The organism is Streptomyces sp. NPDC002698 (assembly GCF_042888945.1).
In the GTDB taxonomy this organism is placed as follows: Bacteria; Actinomycetota; Actinomycetes; order Streptomycetales; family Streptomycetaceae; genus Streptomyces.
This window is the reverse complement of the sequence record NZ_JBIAQM010000024.1, coordinates 57,278-75,102: the sequence shown is the minus strand read 5'-3', so window position 1 is coordinate 75,102 and position 17,825 is coordinate 57,278. Positions and strand designations below refer to the sequence as shown.

The window sequence follows — 17,825 nt, the reverse complement described above, 5'->3', positions numbered from 1 at the left end:
GCACGCTGTCGTAGCGCGCGGATCACAAGGCCTCCCGCGGGGTTGGGACTCACAAGGCCTCCAGCGCGACTCTGAGCCGTCGCAGCAACGCGACGTCGGGATCGGTGGAGGTCTGGGTGAGCACGCTGGGCGGGGGAAGCGGCTGCGGTTCGGGCGCGGCCGTCACGAGGCCGGCGGCGGCGAGCCGGCGCAGGTCGACGAGCGTGTGGAAGGCGGGCCGCCCCAGCGCGAGGGACACGTCCGCCGCCGTGCGGACGCCGTCCACCCGGTCGAGGACGGCCTCCTGGCGGAGCGGCACCGTCGGCCCCGCGGCGAGCAGGGCGCGCCGCAGCGGCGCGGTGTCGGTCGCCGGGTCGGGCCAGATCCGGTGCAGGAGTTCACGCCGGCGCACCGTCTCGCGCTCCAGCGCGGCGACCGGGACGGGGCGGAGCGGGCCGAACCAGTGCGCGGCGCCGTACCGGAAGCGGCTCGGGGTGCTGCTCGGCCCGAGCACGAAGTACGCGGCGTCGTACAGGGAGCCGAGGTGGCACAGCTCCAGCGCGCCCTCCGCGATCCGCCCGCTGTCGATCAGGAACCGGCCGACCCGGCGGCGCGCCCCGGCCGCGGCGACCGCCTCCCGCCACACCTCGGGGGCCAGGACGCCGTGGACGGAGAACAGGACGTCGAGTCCGGGTGTGGCCGGGCTCTCGGCGTGCACCACCTCGCCGTCGGCGAGGTAGAGGGTGCCGCGCTCGCGGATGAGGACGCCGGTGGCCCGTTCGTCGGCGAGCCTGCTGAGCATCGGTGAGGCGCCGCCGGCGGCGCCCGGTGCGGGGTCCCGTATCGGGAGCCGGGGCGGGGGAGGTGTCCTGACCGTGGTCATACGAGCACCAGCCGTCCGGCCATCTCGCCCAGCCGGATGCGGGCCAGGGCGAGGTTGCCGTCCGAGCGGGCCAGCCACAGATGCAGGAACACACTGCTGTCGAAGGCGGTCCGGACGAATCGCAGGACGTGGTAGCTGTCGCGGTTGCTGATGATCAGGTCTTCGATCGGGGTCTCCTGGTCGGACCACTCGGACCAGTCGGAGCCGCCCTTGGGGGCGAACGAGCGGTTCTCCGCGGCGAGCCGGGCCAGCTCGGCGGCCTCCGCCGCGGTCGTCTCGTGGTCGTCGCCCGGAGCGTCACCGACCGTGCCCAGAGCCAGGCCGCTGGTCCAGTCGACCACCGAGGCGCCTCGCGCGCCGGGCAGTGTCATGGCCTCCAGCAGGCACTCGTCGATACCGGGCACCGTGTCTCCCTCCCGCCAAAGGGTTCGGCCGAGTGACGCCGAAGTTACGCACTGTGTGCACGGGAAGGGAGTGATCCGGCATTTTCCTGTGGAAAATGCCCGCGCTGACTAAGGTGGGTCAACTGACCACATTCTCAGGCGCGCTCAAACCACCTGTGGTCCGTTTGTGCTGCCCTGGAGCGGTGGGGCGGGGGCGCACATGGGTGCGAGCAGGCGTCCGCCGTTTTCCGTGCGCTCCCGGTGTCGCCGACACCCGCCGGTCGGTGCGGTGCCGTCGGCCGGCGCCGGTCGGCTGGTGCCGCCCTTCTCGGATTCGCCCCTCCGCCCCTTCCCGTCCCGGGGCTCCGCCCCGGACCCCGCTCCTCAAACGCCGGAGGGGCTGGATCTGCCGGCCGGCCGGAGGGGGCGGATCTGCCGGTCGGCCAAAGGGGCTGGATTTCTACAGCGCGGTGAGTGACCGGGTGTGGGGGCCGCCTGATTCCGAGACGATCTCGGCGAGGGTCTGGGGCTCCCGTACGACTGCGAAACGCACGCCTCCCGCGTCGCCCCCGGCCGGCGCGAAGCCGTAGATGCCGGGGCGGGCCAGGGAGTTGTACGCATAGTGGTGGGCGAAGTAGTACGCGCCCGTGTCCAGCGCGGCCACGTGGTCGCCCTGTTCGAGCAGCGGCAGCGGGCGGCCCTCGGCGAGCAGGTCGCCCGCGAAGCAGGCCGGACCGGCGACGTCCTGGACGACGTCCGGACCCGTCTTGGGGCGGCCCTTCGCGTCGTACGCGGCGATCCGCAGCGGCCACGACCCCGGCGCGTACACCGTGCGGGTCGCCACCTGCACCCCGGCGTGGGTGACCGCGATCGCCCGGCCCCCGGCGGACTTCGTGTACTCGACCCGGGCCAGCACCGTCCCGTGCTTGGCCAGCAGCGACCGCCCGAACTCGGTGACCAGCCCGTACCGCCCGTCGAACAGCCCCGGTGTCACCTCCGCGAGCAGTCGCGCGTACTGCTCGTACGTCGGTGCCATGGCGTCGGAGCCGAAGTCCACCGGCAGCCCGCCGCCGATGTCGACCGTGTCGACCTGCCGTCGCCCGACGTGCCGGTTGATCTCCTCGGCCAGCGCGTACGTCTCCGCCACGCCCCGCGCCATCAGCGGGAGCGGCATGCCCTGCGAGCCCGAGTGCGCGTGCAGCCGGGTCAGCCAGGGCCGGTCGGCGTACGCCCGCAGGATCCACGCGCGTGCCCCCTCGTCCCGCAGCGCGACCCCGAACTTGGAGGTCGCCGTCGCCGTGGACAGTGCCTCGATCGAACCCCCGCCCACCTGCGGGTTCACCCGGATTCCGAGGGGGGAGCGGGTGGTCGCCGAGCGGACGGCGGCGTCGATGCGGTCCAGCTCCTGGGGGCTGTCCGCGTTGACCGCGACGCCCAGCGCCAGCGCCTCGCGCAGTTCGGCGGGCGTCTTGGCCGGCGAGTCGAGCACGGTCCGCCCGGGCGGGATCCCGGCCGCCGTGGCGAGCGCGAGCTCCCCGGGGCTCGCCACCTCCGCGCCGACGCCCTGCTCGCGCAGCAGCCGCAGTACGGGTACGAGGGGCGTCGCCTTCACCGCGAAGGTGTGCAGCACGGGGGTGCCGGGAGCGGTCACGGCGTCGAAGGCGGCGTGCAGCGCGGCGGCCGAGGCCCGGATGCCGGGGACGTCGAGGAGCGCGACGATGGGACGGTCGGGACCGAGGAGTCCCTGCTCCACGGCGGCCCGCACGGCGTCGTCCCGCCGCGAGACCCGCACCGCGTCCGAAGTCCCCGTCGAAGACACCGCAGCCCCACCCGCCCCGTGGCCGTCGTCCGCCCGATCCCCTGCCCTGTCCATGTCTGCGCCCATGCGTCCCAGCCAAACACCCGAGAGGGGGGCGTGCGGGGCCACACACCTATTGACTAGCTCTATTCAAAAGGCCAGGATGTGAATATCTACAGCAACAGTCCACTGGGAGGCAGACCATGTCAGGACCCCGCCCCGTCCGAGCACCGCGCGGTACGGAACTGAGCGCCCTGGGATGGCAGCAGGAAGCCGCCCTGCGGATGCTGCAGAACAACCTCGACCCCGAGGTCGCCGAGCACCCCGACAAGCTCGTCGTCTACGGCGGCACCGGCAAGGCCGCCCGCGACTGGCGCTCCTACGACGCCATGGTCCGCACGCTGCGCACGCTCAAGCAGGACGAGACGATGCTCGTCCAGTCCGGCCGCCCCGTCGGCGTCATGCAGACCCACGAGTGGGCCCCGCGCGTCCTCATCGCCAATTCCAACCTGGTCGGCGACTGGGCCAACTGGGAGGAGTTCCGGCGCCTGGAGCAGCTCGGCCTCACCATGTACGGCCAGATGACCGCCGGCTCCTGGATCTACATCGGCACCCAGGGCATCCTCCAGGGCACCTACGAGACCTTCTCCGCCGTCGCCGCGAAGAAGTTCGGCGGCACCCTCGCCGGGACCATCACGCTGACCGCCGGTCTCGGCGGCATGGGCGGCGCCCAGCCGCTCGCCGTGACGATGAACGACGGCGTCGCCATCTGCATCGACGTGGACCCGCGCGCCATCGAGCGCCGCATCGAGCACCGCTACCTGGACGTGCGGGCCGACTCCCTGGAGCACGCCCTCCAGCTCGCCGTCGAGGCCCGCGACCAGCGCAAGCCGCTCTCCATCGGCCTGCTCGGCAACGCGGCGGAGCTGTTGCCCCGCATGCTGGCCGAGGGCACGCCCATCGACATCGTGACCGACCAGACCTCGGCCCACGACCCGCTCGCCTACCTCCCCGTCGGCGTCGACTTCGACGACATGGCCGACGCGGCCGCCAAGGACCCGGCGGGCTTCACCACCCGCGCCCGCGAGTCCATGGCCAAGCACGTCGAGGCCATGGTCGGCTTCATGGACGCCGGCGCCGAGGTCTTCGACTACGGCAACTCCATCCGCGGCGAGGCCCAGCTCGCCGGGTACGACCGCGCCTTCGCCTTCCCCGGCTTCGTCCCCGCCTACATCCGCCCGCTCTTCTCCGAGGGCAAGGGCCCCTTCCGCTGGGCCGCCCTGTCCGGCGAGGCCTCCGACATCCACAAGACGGACAAGGCGATCCTCGACCTCTTCCCGGAGAACGAGTCGCTGCACCGCTGGATCAAGCTGGCCGGCGAGCGCGTCCACTTCCAGGGCCTGCCCGCCCGCATCTGCTGGCTCGGCTACGGCGAGCGCGACAAGGCCGGCGAGCGCTTCAACGACATGGTGGCCTCCGGCGAACTCGCCGCCCCCCTCGCCATCGGCCGCGACCACCTCGACTGCGGCTCCGTCGCCTCCCCGTACCGAGAGACCGAGGCCATGCTCGACGGCTCCGACGCGATCGCCGACTGGCCGCTGCTGAACGCCATGGTGAACGTCGCCTCCGGCGCCTCCTGGGTCTCCATCCACCACGGCGGCGGCGTCGGCATGGGCCGCTCCATCCACGCGGGCCAGGTCTCCGTCGCCGACGGCACCAAGCTCGCCGGCGAGAAGATCCGCCGCGTCCTGACGAACGACCCCGGCATGGGCGTCATCCGCCACGTCGACGCCGGTTACGACATCGCCGAGTCCGTCGCGGACGAGCGCGGGGTGCGCATCCCGATGCGCGAGGGCGACGAGGGCGGCGACGCGTGACGTTCCACAGCATGTGGGCGGAGCTGCTGCCGATCGGCCGCAGCTCCGCCTCCGGCGGCTACCGCCGGTTCGCCTGGACCGGGGCCGACACCGACTGCCGCGCCTGGTTCCGGCAGCAGGCCGAGTCCCGCGGGCTCACCTACGAGCTCGACCGCAACGGCAACCAGTGGGCCTGGCTCGGCGACCCCGCCGAAGGGGACGCCGTGGTCACCGGCTCGCACCTGGACTCCGTGCCCGACGGCGGCGCCTTCGACGGACCCCTCGGCGTCGTCTCCTCCTTCGCCGCGCTCGACGAACTCCGCGCCCGCGGTGTCCGGTTCACCAAGCCCCTCGCCATCGTCAACTTCGGCGACGAGGAAGGCGCCCGCTTCGGGCTCGCCTGCGTCGGCTCCCGGCTGGCCGCCGGACAGCTCACCGTCGAGCAGGCGCACCGGCTCACCGACGCCGACGGCATCACCCTGCCGCAGGCCATGGAACGCGCCGGGTACGACCCCGACGGCATCGGACCCGACCCCGAGCGGCTCGGCCGGATCGGCGCCTTCGTCGAACTGCACGTCGAGCAGGGCCGCGCCCTCGACATCGGCGGCGACCAGGTCGGCATCGCCAGCGCCATCTGGCCGCACGGCCGCTGGCGCTTCGACTTCCGGGGCGAGGCCAACCACGCCGGCACCACCCGGCTCGTGGACCGCCACGACCCGATGCTGCCGTACGCCGAGACCGTCCTCGCCGCCCGCCGCGAGGCCCGGCTCGCGGGCGCCGTCGCCACCTTCGGCAAGATCGCGGTCGAGCCCAACGGCGTGAACGCCATCCCCTCCCTCGTGCGCGGCTGGCTCGACTCCCGCGCCGCCGACCAGGCGACCCTCGACACGGTCGTCGGCGGGGTCGAGAAGGCGGCCCGCGAGTACGCCGACGCGCAGGGCGTCGAACTCGACGTGGTCCGCGAGTCGTTCACCCCCGTCGTCGAGTTCGAGCACGCGCTGCGCGACGAACTCGCCCGCATCCTGGGCAAGGAGCGGGACGCCGTCCTGGACGTCCCCGTTCTCGGGACCGGTGCCGGACACGACGCCGGAATCCTCTCCGGCACCGTCCCGACCGCCATGCTGTTCGTACGCAACCCCACGGGCGTCTCGCACTCCCCGGCCGAGTTCGCCGCCGAGGACGACTGCGTGGCCGGGGTGACCGCACTCGCCGACGTACTCGAAGGGCTGGCCTGCAGGTGACGCAGACGTACTGGCTGGAACACGCCTGGCTCGGCACGAACGTCGAGCCGGGCGTCGCCGTGACCGTGTCGGGCGGCGGCTCCGAGGCCGGTGCCGACGGCCGTGTCACCGACGTCCGCACCGGCGTCGACACCCCGCCGCCGGGAGCCGAGATCCTGCGCGGACTCACCCTCCCCGGCCTCGCCAACGCCCACTCGCACGCCTTCCACCGCGCCCTGCGCGGCACCGTCCAGGTCGGCTCCGGCACCTTCTGGACCTGGCGCGAGATCATGTACTCCTTCGCGGACCGGCTGACCCCGGAGACCTACCACGCGCTGGCCCGCGCGGTGTACGCGGAGATGGCGCTCGCCGGAGTCACCTCCGTCGGCGAGTTCCACTACGTGCACCACGCCCACGACGGCACCCCCTACGCCGACCCCAACGCCATGGGCGAGGCGCTCATCGCCGCCGCCGCCGACGCCGGGATCCGCATCACCCTGCTCGACACGGCCTACCTCTCCTCCGGCTTCGGCCAGCCGCCCAACCCGCACCAGCGGCGCTTCTCCGACGGCACCGCCGACGCCTGGGCGGAACGCTCTTCACTTCTCAAGGACCGGGATCACGCACGGATCGGCGCGGCGATCCACTCCGTACGGGCCGTGCCCGCCGGACAGCTCGCCACCGTCGCGCGCTGGGCCGAGGAGCGGCGCGCCCCGCTCCATGTGCACCTGTCCGAGCAGACGGCGGAGAACGAGGCCTGCCTCGCCGCCCACGGCCGCACGCCCACCCGTCTGCTCGCCGACCACGGTGTCCTCGGACCGCGCACCACCGGCGTCCACAACACGCACCTCACCGACGAGGACATCGCCCTGCTCGGCGGCTCCGGCACCGGCACCTGCATGTGCCCGACCACCGAACGCGACCTCGCCGACGGCATCGGCCCCGCCGTCGCCCTCCAGCGCGCGGGCTCGGCCCTGTCGCTCGGCTCCGACAGCCACGCCGTCATCGACCTCCTCGAAGAGGCCCGCGCGATGGAGCTGAACGAGCGGCTGCGCACCCGGACCCGCGGTCACTGGACGGCCGCCGCCCTGCTGCGCGCCGCCTCCGCCGACGGCCACGCGGCCCTCGGCTGGGACGACGCGGGCACCATCGAGACGGGCGCGCTCGCCGACTTCACGACGATCGCCCTCGACTCGGTCAGAACAGCGGGACCGGTGCCACGCCTGGGCGCGGAGACCGCCGTATTCGCGGCCACGGCCGCCGATGTCCGGCACACGGTCGTGGCGGGCCGGCACGTCGTGCGCGACGGCGCGCACGCGCTCGTCCCCGATGTGCCGGCAGCGCTCGCGGACGCCGTCCAGGCGCTGCGCTCCTGACTCCCGGGAGGGCGGGAGACCCCGTCCTCCCGACGCCCCCCCCACCAGCAGTCCCGCCACCCCTGAGGACGCCATGAGCAGCACGACCGTCATCACCAACATCGCCGGCCTGGTCACCAACGATCCCTCCCTCGGCGACGGTTCCCCTCTCGGTCTGATCCAGGACGCGGCCGTCGTCATCGACGGCGACCGTGTCGCGTGGACCGGTGAATCAAGCAAAGCACCCGCCACCGACAACCGGGTCGACGCCGGCGGCCGCGCGGTGATCCCGGGCTTCGTCGACTCCCACTCGCACCTGGTCTTCGCCGGCGACCGCACCCAGGAGTTCAACGCCCGTATGTCCGGCCGCGCGTACAGCGCGGGCGGCATCCGCACCACCGTCGCCGCCACCCGCGCCGCCTCCGACGAGGAACTGGAGCGCAACCTCACCCGGTACCTGCGCGAGGCCCTCCGCCAGGGCACCACGACCTTCGAGACCAAGTCGGGCTACGGGCTGACGGTCGAGGACGAGGCCCGCGCGCTGCGCATCGCCGCCTCGCACACCGACGAGGTCACCTACCTCGGCGCGCACATCGTCTCGCCGGACTACGCCGACGACCCGGCCGGCTACGTCGCCCTGGTGACCGGCGAGATGCTCGACGCCTGTGCCCCGTACGCCCGCTGGGTGGACGTCTTCTGCGAGAAGGGCGCCTTCGACGGCGACCAGGCGCGGGAGATCCTCACGGCCGGCAAGGCCAGGGGCCTGCACCCGCGCGTGCACGCCAACCAGCTCTCCTACGGCCCCGGTGTCCAGCTCGCCGTCGAGCTGGACGCGGCGAGCGCCGACCACTGCACCCACCTGACCGACGCGGACGTCGACGCCCTCGCGAGCGGCGACACCGTGGCGACCCTGCTCCCCGGCGCCGAGTTCTCCACCCGCGCCGAGTGGCCCAACGCCCGCAGGCTGATCGACGCCGGTGTCACGGTGGCCCTGTCCACCGACTGCAACCCCGGCTCGTCGTTCACCTCGTCCGTGCCCTTCTGCGTCGCGCTCGCGGTACGGGACATGCGGATGACCCCGGACGAGGCCGTGTGGTCGGCGACCGCGGGAGGCGCGAAGGCCCTGCGCCGGGACGACGTGGGCCGGATCGTGCCGGGCGCCTACGCGGACCTCACCCTGCTGGACGCCCCCAGCCACGTCCACCTCGCCTACCGTCCGGGTGTCCCCCTGGTCACCGGCGTCTGGCGGCGCGGCGTCCGCGAGGTCTGAGCCCGCCGACGGGGGCGGGCCGGGGCCGGCCCGCGTACGCGGACCGGGACGGGGGCGGGCCCGCGGGTGCCTCAGGCGCTGCCCGCGCGCCAGCGCTGGCCCGTGCCCCCGTTCAGCGGCACCAGGGTCAGCCCGCCGTCGCCGTCCGGTGTCATCGCCGTCTCGATGGCCACGGCCGGGCGGATCACACCGTCCCCGTCGACGGTGAAGCGGAGGTTGTCGCCGTGGTCGCCGTCGAGCGAGGAGCACTCCCAGATGCCCACGCCCTTGTCGACCGAGCCGCGGCTGTCCAGGCAGAAGTCGTCGTCGGCGGCCGACCGGAGGGAACCGCTGCCGGTGTCGACGCGCCAGCGCTGGGTGGAGGAGGAGGTGCAGGGCGCGGTGACGACGTCCGTGCGCTTCTCCAGGTCGCCGTCGCGGATGTCCAGGCACAGCCCGGAGGCGACGTTCACCACCTGGGCGTAGGAGCCGCCCGGCGGGTGGAAGACGGCGGTGGGGGTCGGCTTCGGGCTCGGTGACCTCGGCGGTGCCGAACTGCGGGACGGCGAGGGTGATGCGGAGGTCGCCGAGGGAGAAGGCGAGGCCGAGGCCGTGGGGGCCGACGGGGTGACCGGGACCGTCGCCGTGATGGTCACCGCAGGCGGGCCCGAGGGCGTGGCGACCGAGCCCGCCGCGTCCGCGGACGGTGTGCCGCCCGAGGACAGCAGCAGGAAAAGGACCGGCGCCAGGGCCACGCCGAGCGCCGCCGCCGAGGTCAGGACGACCCGGCGGGACGGCGGCCAGGGCAGCGCCGACGTCCGCGGGGCGGCGGGAGGCCCGGGCGTGGCGGCCCCCACCGCCCCGCGGACGTCGTCCGTGACGTACGCCGTACCCGCCCACGGCAGCAGGCCCTCGGCCAGGGCGGAGCGCGGATGGTCGCGCAGGGCGGTCAGTTCCTCGTACGCGGCCGAGCAGTGCGCGCAGCGCGCCATGTGGGTGTGCAGGTCGGTGCTGGAGCGCGGGTTGTCGGGCCGCACCGACTCCTCGATCAGCCGGCGGAAGTCTCCGCAGCGCGGATCGTCCGAGGAGGCCAGCCGGTACTTCAGACAGGCCTGCCCCAGGGACTGGAGTGCCTGGGCGGTGCCGTACGTGACGTCCTCGGCCGTGAGGCCGAGCATGACCGCCGTCCGCTCCGCCGGTTCGCGCTCCACGGCCGCGTACCAGATGAGCCCCTGGGCGCGGGACGGGAGGGACTGGAAGGCCGGGAGCAGCGACGGGACGGGGCCGCCGGGGCCCGCTGTGCTGAGGACCAGGAGCAGGCCGGGGTCGAGGCCCGCGGCCCGCTGGTCCCGGGCCCACGAGGCCGCCGCCACCTGCCCGGTGAGCAGCAGGAGCCGGTGCCGCCAGGGGACGTTCGGGTCGATGCCGCGTGCCGTCTCGCGGGCCGCGAGGGTGAAGGTCTGCGCGGCGAGCTGGCCGGCCCCGGAGTCGCCGGTGGTGCACAGCCGGGCGTAGGCGAGGACCGAGGCGCGGTGGCGTGCGCGGAGTTCCTGGAGGGCCGCGTACGCGGTCGAGGTCCCGGCGCGCAGCAGCTCGGTCAGCCGTGCGTCGGACGCGTCCGCGGGCAGTCCGTCGCTCCCGGCCGCGGTGCCTTTGCCGGGCGGGTCGCCCTGCGCCATGTTCGTCCGCCTCCCCGCACCTGGTGCGTGCTCGTCCCGTCCTGACGTACCGGCCAGTTTGGGATGCCCATAGTGACGGGATCGGCTCTCTGGGAAAAGAGTTGTTGAACAACGATTCCATGGGAGCGCTCTCAACCTCCCCGCGCGACAGGCAAGTTGTCTGTGCTGCGCAGAAATTCCCCCCGGTTCCGGGGCGAGCGGCCCTGACGGAGACCGGGCCGGAGCGCCGCGGGGAGGCCGGGCGGACGGCGGGGCGGGCTGCCGGAAAGACGGAGCGGGGGGGGGGGGGGGGGGGGGGGGGGGGGGGGGGGGGGCGCGGCCGGGGGGGGGGGGGGGGGGCGGCCGCCGGCGCCCCCCCCGGCCCGCCCCCCCCCCCCCCCCCCCCCCCCCCCCCCCCCCCCCCCCCCCCCCCGCTCCGATGCGCGGCCGCCGTGGGCCGCGAAGTCCTGTCACTCCTCGACGGTCAGGCCCTTGCGGAGTCGCACGAGGGTGCGTGACAGCAGCCGGGAGACGTGCATCTGGGAGATGCCGAGTTCGTCGCCGATCTCGGACTGGGTCATGTTCGCCACGAACCGCAGGGAGAGGATCTGCCGGTCGCGCTGCGGGAGTTCCGCGATCAGCGGCTTGAGGGACTCCACGTACTCGATGCCCTCGAGTCCGTTGTCCTCGTAGCCGATGCGGTCCGCGAGCGCGCCCTCGGAGTCGTCCTCCTCGGGCTGGGCGTCCAGCGAACTGGCCGTGTAGGCGTTCGACGCGGCCATGCCCTCGACGACCTCGTCGCGGCTGATGCCGAGCCGTTCCGCGAGCTCGTTCACGGTCGGCGCGCGGTCGAGGCGCTGGGCCAGTTCGTCGCCGGCCTTGGCCAGGTCGAGCCGGAGTTCCTGGAGCCTGCGGGGTACCCGCACCGACCAGGAGGTGTCGCGGAAGAAGCGCTTGATCTCGCCGATGATCGTCGGCATGGCGAAGGTGGGGAACTCGACGCCGCGGCTCAGCTCGAACCGGTCGATCGCCTTGATGAGGCCGATGGTGCCGACCTGGATGATGTCCTCCATCGGCTCGCTGCGGGAGCGGAAGCGGGAGGCGGCGAACTTCACCAGCGCGAGGTTGAGTTCGACGAGTGTGTTGCGGACGTACGCGTAGTCGTGCGTGCCCTCCTCGAGGGACTCCAGCCGCGCGAAGAGCGTCTTGGACAGAGCCCGCGCGTCCACCGGCCCCACCTCGTCGTACGGGGGGATCTCCGGGAGTCCGGTGAGTCCGGTGAGTGCGTCGACTCCGTCGGTTCCGGTTCCGTCGACGTGCTCCGGGGAATCCGGAGAAGGTGTCGACGTCGCCGTCAGGTTCTGCGATGCGTCGAGCCGGGGTGACATGTGTCCTCCATCGTTCTCGGCATATGGCCGCCGATGCCGATACGTGCACTGCGGTGTGCGGCGCCTCCAGAGCCGTCCGGGTCGGATAGGTGTCTCTACTAGCCCTACCCGGTTTGCCGAACTCATCGCAAGTGTCGTATGCGGCGAAATGTCCATTTTCATGGGGTTGTTCGGGTGTCGGGTGACGTAGAGAAGGCGTAGTGTTCGAGTGCGTACGTCAGTAGTCGCGACACTCGGGAGAGAGACGGCATGGACCGTGGGACGGTCGGCAGCGCTCAGTCTGGCCGGCTTCTTGTCGAGGTGCGGGAAGAGGGCACGAGTGCCGTCGTGACTCCCGCGGGTGAGCTCGATCACCACACGGCCGATCTGTTGCGTGAGCCACTCGAAGGGTGCCTCGAAAAGGGGTACGCGCGATTGGTCATCGACTGTTCCCGGCTGGAGTTCTGTGATTCCACCGGGCTCAACGTGCTGCTCGGCGCCCGGCTGAAGGCCGAGGCCGCGGGCGGCGGGGTCCATCTGGCCGCGATGCAGCCGGTGGTGGCGCGGGTCTTCGAGATCACGGGGGCGGAGGCCGTCTTCACCGTCCACGACACGCTCGAAGCGGCGCTGTCCGGCTGAGCCGCGAGGTCTTCTGCCATGTGCCGCCTTCGTCCCGGATGTCCCTGCGTGACCGGCGCGTTACTCGCGTCACAGGTTCCGTGCCGAATAAGTGGGTGTTCGGACGGTTCCGTCGGGCAGGAGACATCCTGGATGCGTCGGCGGTCCAGGGGCCGGCGGCCGGTGCGGCGCAATTTGTTGATCCACAAGCGGCGAAAGCCGTTGATCCATCCGTACTGAGTACTGCGTACTGAGTCTTGAATCGTGAACCGGTGAATCGGTGAGGTGAAGCGCTGATGAGCACCACCCGGCCCTGCTCGCCGGGCGACCGCGGCCCGGAGTCGGGCGACGGCGGCGCTTCCGCCGTGTCCGCGCGGAGCGCGGCGCCCGTGGACGGCGCGACGTCCGTCGACGGCGCGGCTCCGGCCGGCGCGGCCCCCGCGCCCGTCGGGCGCCAGGCCCGCAGGCTGAGCCTCGACGGCGAGAGCGGTGTCGTGCCGCTCGCCCGCGACTTCGCCCGGCAGGCGCTGTACGCGTGGGGCTGGCTGCCCGCGCCGAGCGCCGACCGGCGAGCGGCTGCCGAGGATGTCCTGCTGGTCGTCTCCGAGCTGGTCACGAACGCCTGCCTGCACGCCGAGGGCCCGGACGAACTCCGGATCTCCTGCGACAACAAGGTGCTGCGCATCGAGGTCTCCGACCGCGGTGCGGGCCAGCCCGCACCGCGCACCCCGCACCGCGCCGGGCGCCCCGGCGGCCACGGCATGTTCATCGTGCAGCGGCTCTGCCTGGACTGGGGGGTCGTGCGGACGCCCGGAGTCGCGGGCAAGACGGTATGGGCGGAACTGGGCGCCCCCGCGTAGCCCGTCCGTCCGGCCGCCCGCGTCCGGTGGCGGCCTGGTCCATCGGCCCGGCCGCCCGCGTCCGGTGGCCTCGTTCACCCACCCGGCCGCCCGTGTCCGCCGGCCCGGTACACCGGTCCGGCGCCCGTCGTCGGCCCGGTCCGGCCCGGCCGTGAACCGCCCGCCGGTTTCCCGTTCTTGGTCACCCGCGGTTCGAACCCCTCTTCGTACGGCACCCGATGCGCGCCGGATCCCCACGGATCCGGCGCGCACTTTGTCTTCCCTCCACAAGTCCCCGGGCGTACCTTGACGGCCGATCTGATGTTCCGTCAGGAATGAGGGGCAGCCCGTGTCGTACCGGACGTACCAGAAACGAACCGCCGCGCTCGCGTTCGCCGCGGCCCTGGCCGGCTCGGCGGTGCTGACGGCCGCCCCCGCAGCCCGGGCCGCCGTGGTGGACGTCAACTACCAGTGCAAGACGCCGATCGGTGACAAGAGCGCCGTCTCGCCCATCGACATCAAGAGCGTCAAGAGCGGCGGCGCCTACAAGCTCACCATGTCCTGGCAGAAGGGCGTCTCCTCCAGCCCGGTCGAACTCGGCAAGGGCGCGATGACGCCGAGCGCCGTCATCAAGGTGGGCGGCGCGGACAGCGGCACGGTGGCGGTCAGCGGCGCGGCCAACGCGGCCGCCATCCCCGCCAACACCCCCATCAAGATCAATGACTTGAGCGGAACCTACACGCCGAAGAAGTCCGGCAAGGTCACCTTCACCGCGGGCGTCCTCACCATCAAGGCCCTCGGCACCACGACCACCTGCACGCCCTCGAACAACCCGGGGCCCTCGCTGACCCTCGACGTCACGGCGGCCGGCGGTTCGGGCTCGTCGTCCTCGGGCTCCTCCGGCTCCGGTTCCGGCGGGTCCCAGAGCGGCTCCGGCTCCGGCGACGCCCTCCCGCAGACCGGCCCCGAGGACTCCGTGATCGCTCTCGGCACCCTCGGCGGAACGGTCCTGCTCGCCGGCGCGGCAGGCGTGCTGTGGCTGACGCGCAGGCATCAGGCGGTACGCCGCTGACCGCCCCGCACCACGACCTGGAGCCGCCGCATGCCGTACGCACTCCCCGCCGCCCACGTGCTGGGCCTGACCCTGGTGCTGCTGGGCGCGGCACCGACGGCCCTGGCCGCCGAGGGCTGGTCCGTCGTGCCGGCCGCGGGCGGCACGGCCGGCGGACGGCCCTCGGTCTACGCGGAGGGCGCGCCCGGCACGGTCCTTCAGGACGCGGTGTCCGTGCTCAACCCGGGTGCGCGGCCCCTCACCGTCCGGCTGCGCGGCGCCGACGCGGACGACACCGCCGACGGAGGCTTCACGGTCCGCGAACGGCCGGCGGGCGCGGGCGCGTGGATCGCCTTCGCCGGACACGCGGACGGCCGCAGGACCGCGGTGCGGGAGCTGTCCGTACGGGTGCCGGCGCGCACCCGTGCCGACGTGCCGTTCACCATCGGCGTCCCGGCCGGGGCGGCTCCCGGTGACCGTCCCGGGGCGATCGTCGCGAGCGGCGGCGGCCGCACCTCGGCGGTCCGGGTCCAGCTCCGGGTGGCGGGACCGGCGTTGCCGGCGCTGACCGTCGAGCACGTCAGGGTGGGCGGCGGACGGATCTCGTACGAACTGGTCAACCGCGGCACCACGGTCCTCGCCCCGCGGCTCGCCGTGCACGCCGACGGGGTCTTCGGCACCCTGCTCGACCGGGGCCCGCGCGCCCTGCCCGTCGAGCTCCCGCCCGGTCGCCGCGTCACGCTCCACGAGCCGTGGACCGGCCCGCCCTCGCTCGACGCGGCGGACGTGCGGCTGACGGTGACGGCGGCGGGCGGTGTGCGCTCGACGGCGACCGCCTCGGTCCGGTTCGTGCCGTGGGGGCCGGTGGCCGGGGCGGGAGCCGCCCTGGGGGCGCTGCTGGGTGCCCTGGCCGCCGTACGGCACCGCAGGCGGGCCGGGGTGCGCGGGCGCCTCGGACGCCGGGCGCGGGACGGCGCGGTCGGTGAACAGAGCGGCACGGAGGTCGAGTCGACGGGGGCGGTGTCGTGAGGGTCCTGGACGGCAGGATACGGACGGCGGTCCTGGGGGCGGTGCTGGCGCTCGTCCTGGTCCCGTCGGCGGTGGCGGCCTCGGCGCTGCCGGCGTCCGCCGCCGGGAAGCCGAGGGTCACGCTGTCCGGGTCCGAGGCGGGAACCGGTGGTTCGATCACCGTCACCGGCAGCGGATGGCGGCCCGGGACGCTGCTGATGATGCTGATCTGCGGGCAGTCCGTGCCCGCGCGCGGGGTGATCGGCGGCACCAACTCCTGCGCCAACGCCGACGGACGGGCCGTCACCACCGACGCCAAGGGCGGCTTCAGCAAGAGGCTGCCGGTCGCCGAACCGCCCAAGCCCTGCCCCTGCGTGGTGCATGTCGCCACCGTCACCGGGGAGAAGGCCGAGGCCGACGCCGTCCTCATGGTGGCCGGCCACGCGGTCGAGCCGCTGCCGAAGGAGGAGGGCGGCGGCCGGATCGCGGTGCTGACCGACCCCCGGCTCGACGGTTCGAGCGGTCTGCTGACCTGGTTCGGCTCACCTCCCTCGCGCACCCTCGTCCTCACCGTCGGCAACGTCGGCACCGGCCCCGTGAAGAACCCGGTCTTCCAGGTCGGCACCTCCCACGGGGTGTTCGCCCCGGGGTGGGAGGAACAGCAGTGGCGCGGCACCATCGCGCCCGGCCGCAAGGCGCAGATCAGGCTCCCGGTCGAACTGCCGGCCGGGGCGCACGGCGACTACACGGTCTCGCTGAGGTACGGCGGGAAGGTGCTCGCCGAGCAGCCCTGGGGCGTGGGCCGACCCTGGGGAGTCACCGTCTTCTGGATCCTGCTCTGCGTGGTCGTCCCGGCCGCGGTGTTCCGTGCCGGCATGGCCGTGGTGGACCGGGTGCGCCCCCGCAGGTCGGCCGGGCGGGCGGGCCGGCACCGGGGGCTGAGGCCGGCCGAGCTCACCCTGCGCATGCCCTGGGTGAACGCCGCCCCCCGGACACCGGCGGACGACTCCGCCTCCCCGGTTCCCGCCCTGCCCTGGTTCACCCCGGAGACCGATCCGGGGACCGGGACGAACGGTCAGCTCTCCGCACCGCACGAGAACGGTCCGACGACGCAGACGAGAAAGGGGCATACGTGAGCACGCAACGGAGAGTGGTACGGGCCGGAGGCCGCAGAGCGGGCGCGGCCGGGGTCGCGCTGATGCTCGGCGGTGCGGGCATTCTGCTGGGAGTGGCCGCCGGCCCCGCGCAGGCCGCCGAGGTGTCGTACAGCACGGAGTGCATTCCGCCCGCGATCTCCGGGCTGCCCGCCGTCCAGGGCACCACGAAGGTGGAGATCACCGCGCCCGCCGAGGCGAAGGTGGGCGACGAGGTCACCATCACCTGGAAGTTCACCCAGGCCGCCTCGAAGAACCCCGACGTCCTCGACCTCGACGCGAACACCGTCAAGCCCACCGGGACGCTGAAGGCGGGCGGCGCGCAGACGGCGGCCATCGCGATGGAGGGACCGCGCGAGAACCCCGCCATCCCCAAGAACAGCGCCATGAAGCTGTCCGACATGACGGGCAGGTTGAAGCTGACGACGGCGGGCGATGTCACGCTCACCCCGGACGCGTACAACATCAACGTCAGCAAGCCGATCTCCACCGACACCAAGTGCACGCCCAAGGAGGCGGTGACCCCCTCGGCGACCATCAAGGTGACGAGCGGTGGCGGTTCGGGCGGCACCCCGACTCCGACGCCAACCCCGACTCCCACCCCCACTCCGACTCCGACCTCGACGTCGCCGAGCGGTTCGGCCACCCCGTCGCCGAGCGGCAGTGGGACCGACGGGGGCGCCGACACCGGCGGGTCCGGCGGGCAGACCGACTTCACGGGCAAGGAGGTCTCCGTCCCCTACGCCTGCAAGACGCCCATCGGAGACAAGAACGCCACCTCGGCCGTCCAGATCAACGCCAAGAAGAACGGCGGGAGCTTCGCTCTCACGGTGCGGTTCAAGGCGTCGGTGATGGACAGCCCGGCGGACATCCCCGCGGACTCCGTGAAGCCGTCGATGGAGGTGGTCCTGGGCGGCGCCGACAAGGGCACGGTGCATGTGGAGGGGCCGACGAACTCCGCGCCCGTCAAGTCCGGCGACCCGATCGAGATCCCCGATCTGACGGGCACCTACAAGCCGGGCGCGACCGGTAGTTCGACCCTGTCCCCGGGAGTGCTGACGGTGATGGCCCTGGGCACGACGACGACCTGCACCCCGACCAGGTCCGAGGTCTCCCTGACCCTGGACACCTCGGAGCAGGCGAGCGGCGCCTCGGGCGGCGGGTCCTCCTCGTCCGGCTCCGGTTCCGCCGGCACGTCCGCTGGCGGCGGCCTGGCGGAGACGGGCTCCGACAGCCACAGCGCGCTCAAGGCGCTCGGACTGGTGGCGGGCACGGTCGTCCTGCTGGGCGGCGCGGTCTTCACCTTCATGCCGAACCGCCGGACACGATGACCGGCACCGGCACCCGCCGGCCCTGACCGTGGCACTCGCCCCGGTCCCCGCCCCGGCCGCCGGCCGGCCGCGGAAA

15 protein-coding genes are annotated in these 17,825 nt (G+C 73.4%); 10 read left to right on the top strand and 5 right to left on the bottom strand.

Features of this window, described 5'->3' with window-relative positions; translation table 11 throughout:
• Window positions 1-49 precede the first annotated feature (49 nt).
• From ACFYW9_RS28490 to ACFYW9_RS28480, 3 genes are all read right to left on the bottom strand, one after another.
• Window positions 50-862 carry a transcriptional regulator gene (locus ACFYW9_RS28490; RefSeq protein WP_389155974.1) on the bottom strand — a complete coding sequence of 271 codons (813 nt, stop codon included), beginning with the start codon at window positions 860-862 and terminating at the stop codon, window positions 50-52.
• A complete protein-coding gene (locus tag ACFYW9_RS28485; RefSeq protein WP_037628227.1) occupies window positions 859-1,266 on the bottom strand; it encodes a hypothetical protein in 408 nt (135 codons plus the stop codon). Before ACFYW9_RS28485 ends, ACFYW9_RS28490 begins: the two co-directional genes overlap by 4 nt.
• A gap of 439 nt (window positions 1,267-1,705) precedes the next feature.
• The gene (locus ACFYW9_RS28480) at window positions 1,706-3,130 is read right to left on the bottom strand and encodes a diaminopimelate decarboxylase (RefSeq protein ID WP_389155971.1); all 1,425 of its coding nucleotides are present in this window, start codon (window positions 3,128-3,130) and stop codon (window positions 1,706-1,708) included.
• Window positions 3,131-3,246: 116 nt separating this feature from the next.
• Between ACFYW9_RS28480 and hutU the strand changes: the two genes are divergently transcribed.
• The 4 genes from hutU (at window position 3,247) to hutI (ending at window position 8,744) form a co-directional block, all read left to right on the top strand.
• Complete coding sequence (gene hutU, locus ACFYW9_RS28475; RefSeq protein ID WP_389155968.1) at window positions 3,247-4,920, top strand: urocanate hydratase; 1,674 nt, start codon at window positions 3,247-3,249, stop codon at window positions 4,918-4,920.
• Window positions 4,917-6,140 (top strand): allantoate amidohydrolase, encoded by a 1,224-nt coding sequence (locus tag ACFYW9_RS28470; RefSeq protein ID WP_389155965.1) that lies wholly within the window; start codon window positions 4,917-4,919, stop codon window positions 6,138-6,140. The genes hutU and ACFYW9_RS28470 overlap by 4 nt, the downstream gene beginning before the upstream one ends.
• Window positions 6,137-7,495, top strand: coding sequence for a formimidoylglutamate deiminase (locus ACFYW9_RS28465; protein ID WP_389155962.1), 1,359 nt, complete (start codon window positions 6,137-6,139; stop codon window positions 7,493-7,495). Before ACFYW9_RS28470 ends, ACFYW9_RS28465 begins: the two co-directional genes overlap by 4 nt.
• A gap of 73 nt (window positions 7,496-7,568) precedes the next feature.
• Window positions 7,569-8,744 (top strand): imidazolonepropionase, encoded by a 1,176-nt coding sequence (gene hutI / locus ACFYW9_RS28460; RefSeq protein ID WP_389155959.1) that lies wholly within the window; start codon window positions 7,569-7,571, stop codon window positions 8,742-8,744.
• Window positions 8,745-8,815: 71 nt separating this feature from the next.
• On the opposite strand, the gene ACFYW9_RS28455 is transcribed toward hutI, so the two are convergent.
• Together ACFYW9_RS28455 and ACFYW9_RS28450 are read right to left on the bottom strand one after the other, a co-directional pair.
• Complete coding sequence (locus ACFYW9_RS28455) at window positions 8,816-10,402, bottom strand: ricin-type beta-trefoil lectin domain protein (RefSeq protein WP_389155955.1); 1,587 nt, start codon at window positions 10,400-10,402, stop codon at window positions 8,816-8,818.
• Window positions 10,403-10,851: 449 nt separating this feature from the next.
• Window positions 10,852-11,769, bottom strand: coding sequence for an RNA polymerase sigma factor SigF (locus ACFYW9_RS28450; RefSeq protein WP_389155952.1), 918 nt, complete (start codon window positions 11,767-11,769; stop codon window positions 10,852-10,854).
• Window positions 11,770-12,018: 249 nt separating this feature from the next.
• On the opposite strand from ACFYW9_RS28450, the gene ACFYW9_RS28445 reads away from it, so the two are divergent.
• From ACFYW9_RS28445 to ACFYW9_RS28420, 6 genes are all read left to right on the top strand, one after another.
• Entirely contained in the window at window positions 12,019-12,387 is a 369-nt protein-coding gene (locus tag ACFYW9_RS28445; RefSeq protein ID WP_326787354.1) for an STAS domain-containing protein, read from the top strand.
• Between the two features lie 275 nt (window positions 12,388-12,662).
• Window positions 12,663-13,226, top strand: coding sequence for an ATP-binding protein (locus ACFYW9_RS28440; protein WP_389155948.1), 564 nt, complete (start codon window positions 12,663-12,665; stop codon window positions 13,224-13,226).
• Between the two features lie 328 nt (window positions 13,227-13,554).
• On the top strand, window positions 13,555-14,277 hold the full coding sequence (locus ACFYW9_RS28435; RefSeq protein ID WP_389155944.1) for an LPXTG cell wall anchor domain-containing protein: 723 nt from the start codon (window positions 13,555-13,557) through the stop codon (window positions 14,275-14,277).
• Window positions 14,278-14,307: 30 nt separating this feature from the next.
• The gene (locus tag ACFYW9_RS28430) at window positions 14,308-15,285 is read left to right on the top strand and encodes a hypothetical protein (protein ID WP_389155941.1); all 978 of its coding nucleotides are present in this window, start codon (window positions 14,308-14,310) and stop codon (window positions 15,283-15,285) included.
• A 5-nt stretch (window positions 15,286-15,290) separates the two neighbouring features.
• Window positions 15,291-16,400, top strand: a complete 1,110-nt coding sequence (locus tag ACFYW9_RS28425) for a hypothetical protein (RefSeq protein WP_389156068.1) — start codon at window positions 15,291-15,293, stop codon at window positions 16,398-16,400.
• A gap of 62 nt (window positions 16,401-16,462) precedes the next feature.
• Window positions 16,463-17,749: a hypothetical protein gene (locus ACFYW9_RS28420; RefSeq protein WP_389156065.1), complete on the top strand. Its 1,287-nt coding sequence runs from the start codon at window positions 16,463-16,465 to the stop codon at window positions 17,747-17,749.
• Window positions 17,750-17,825 lie beyond the last annotated feature (76 nt).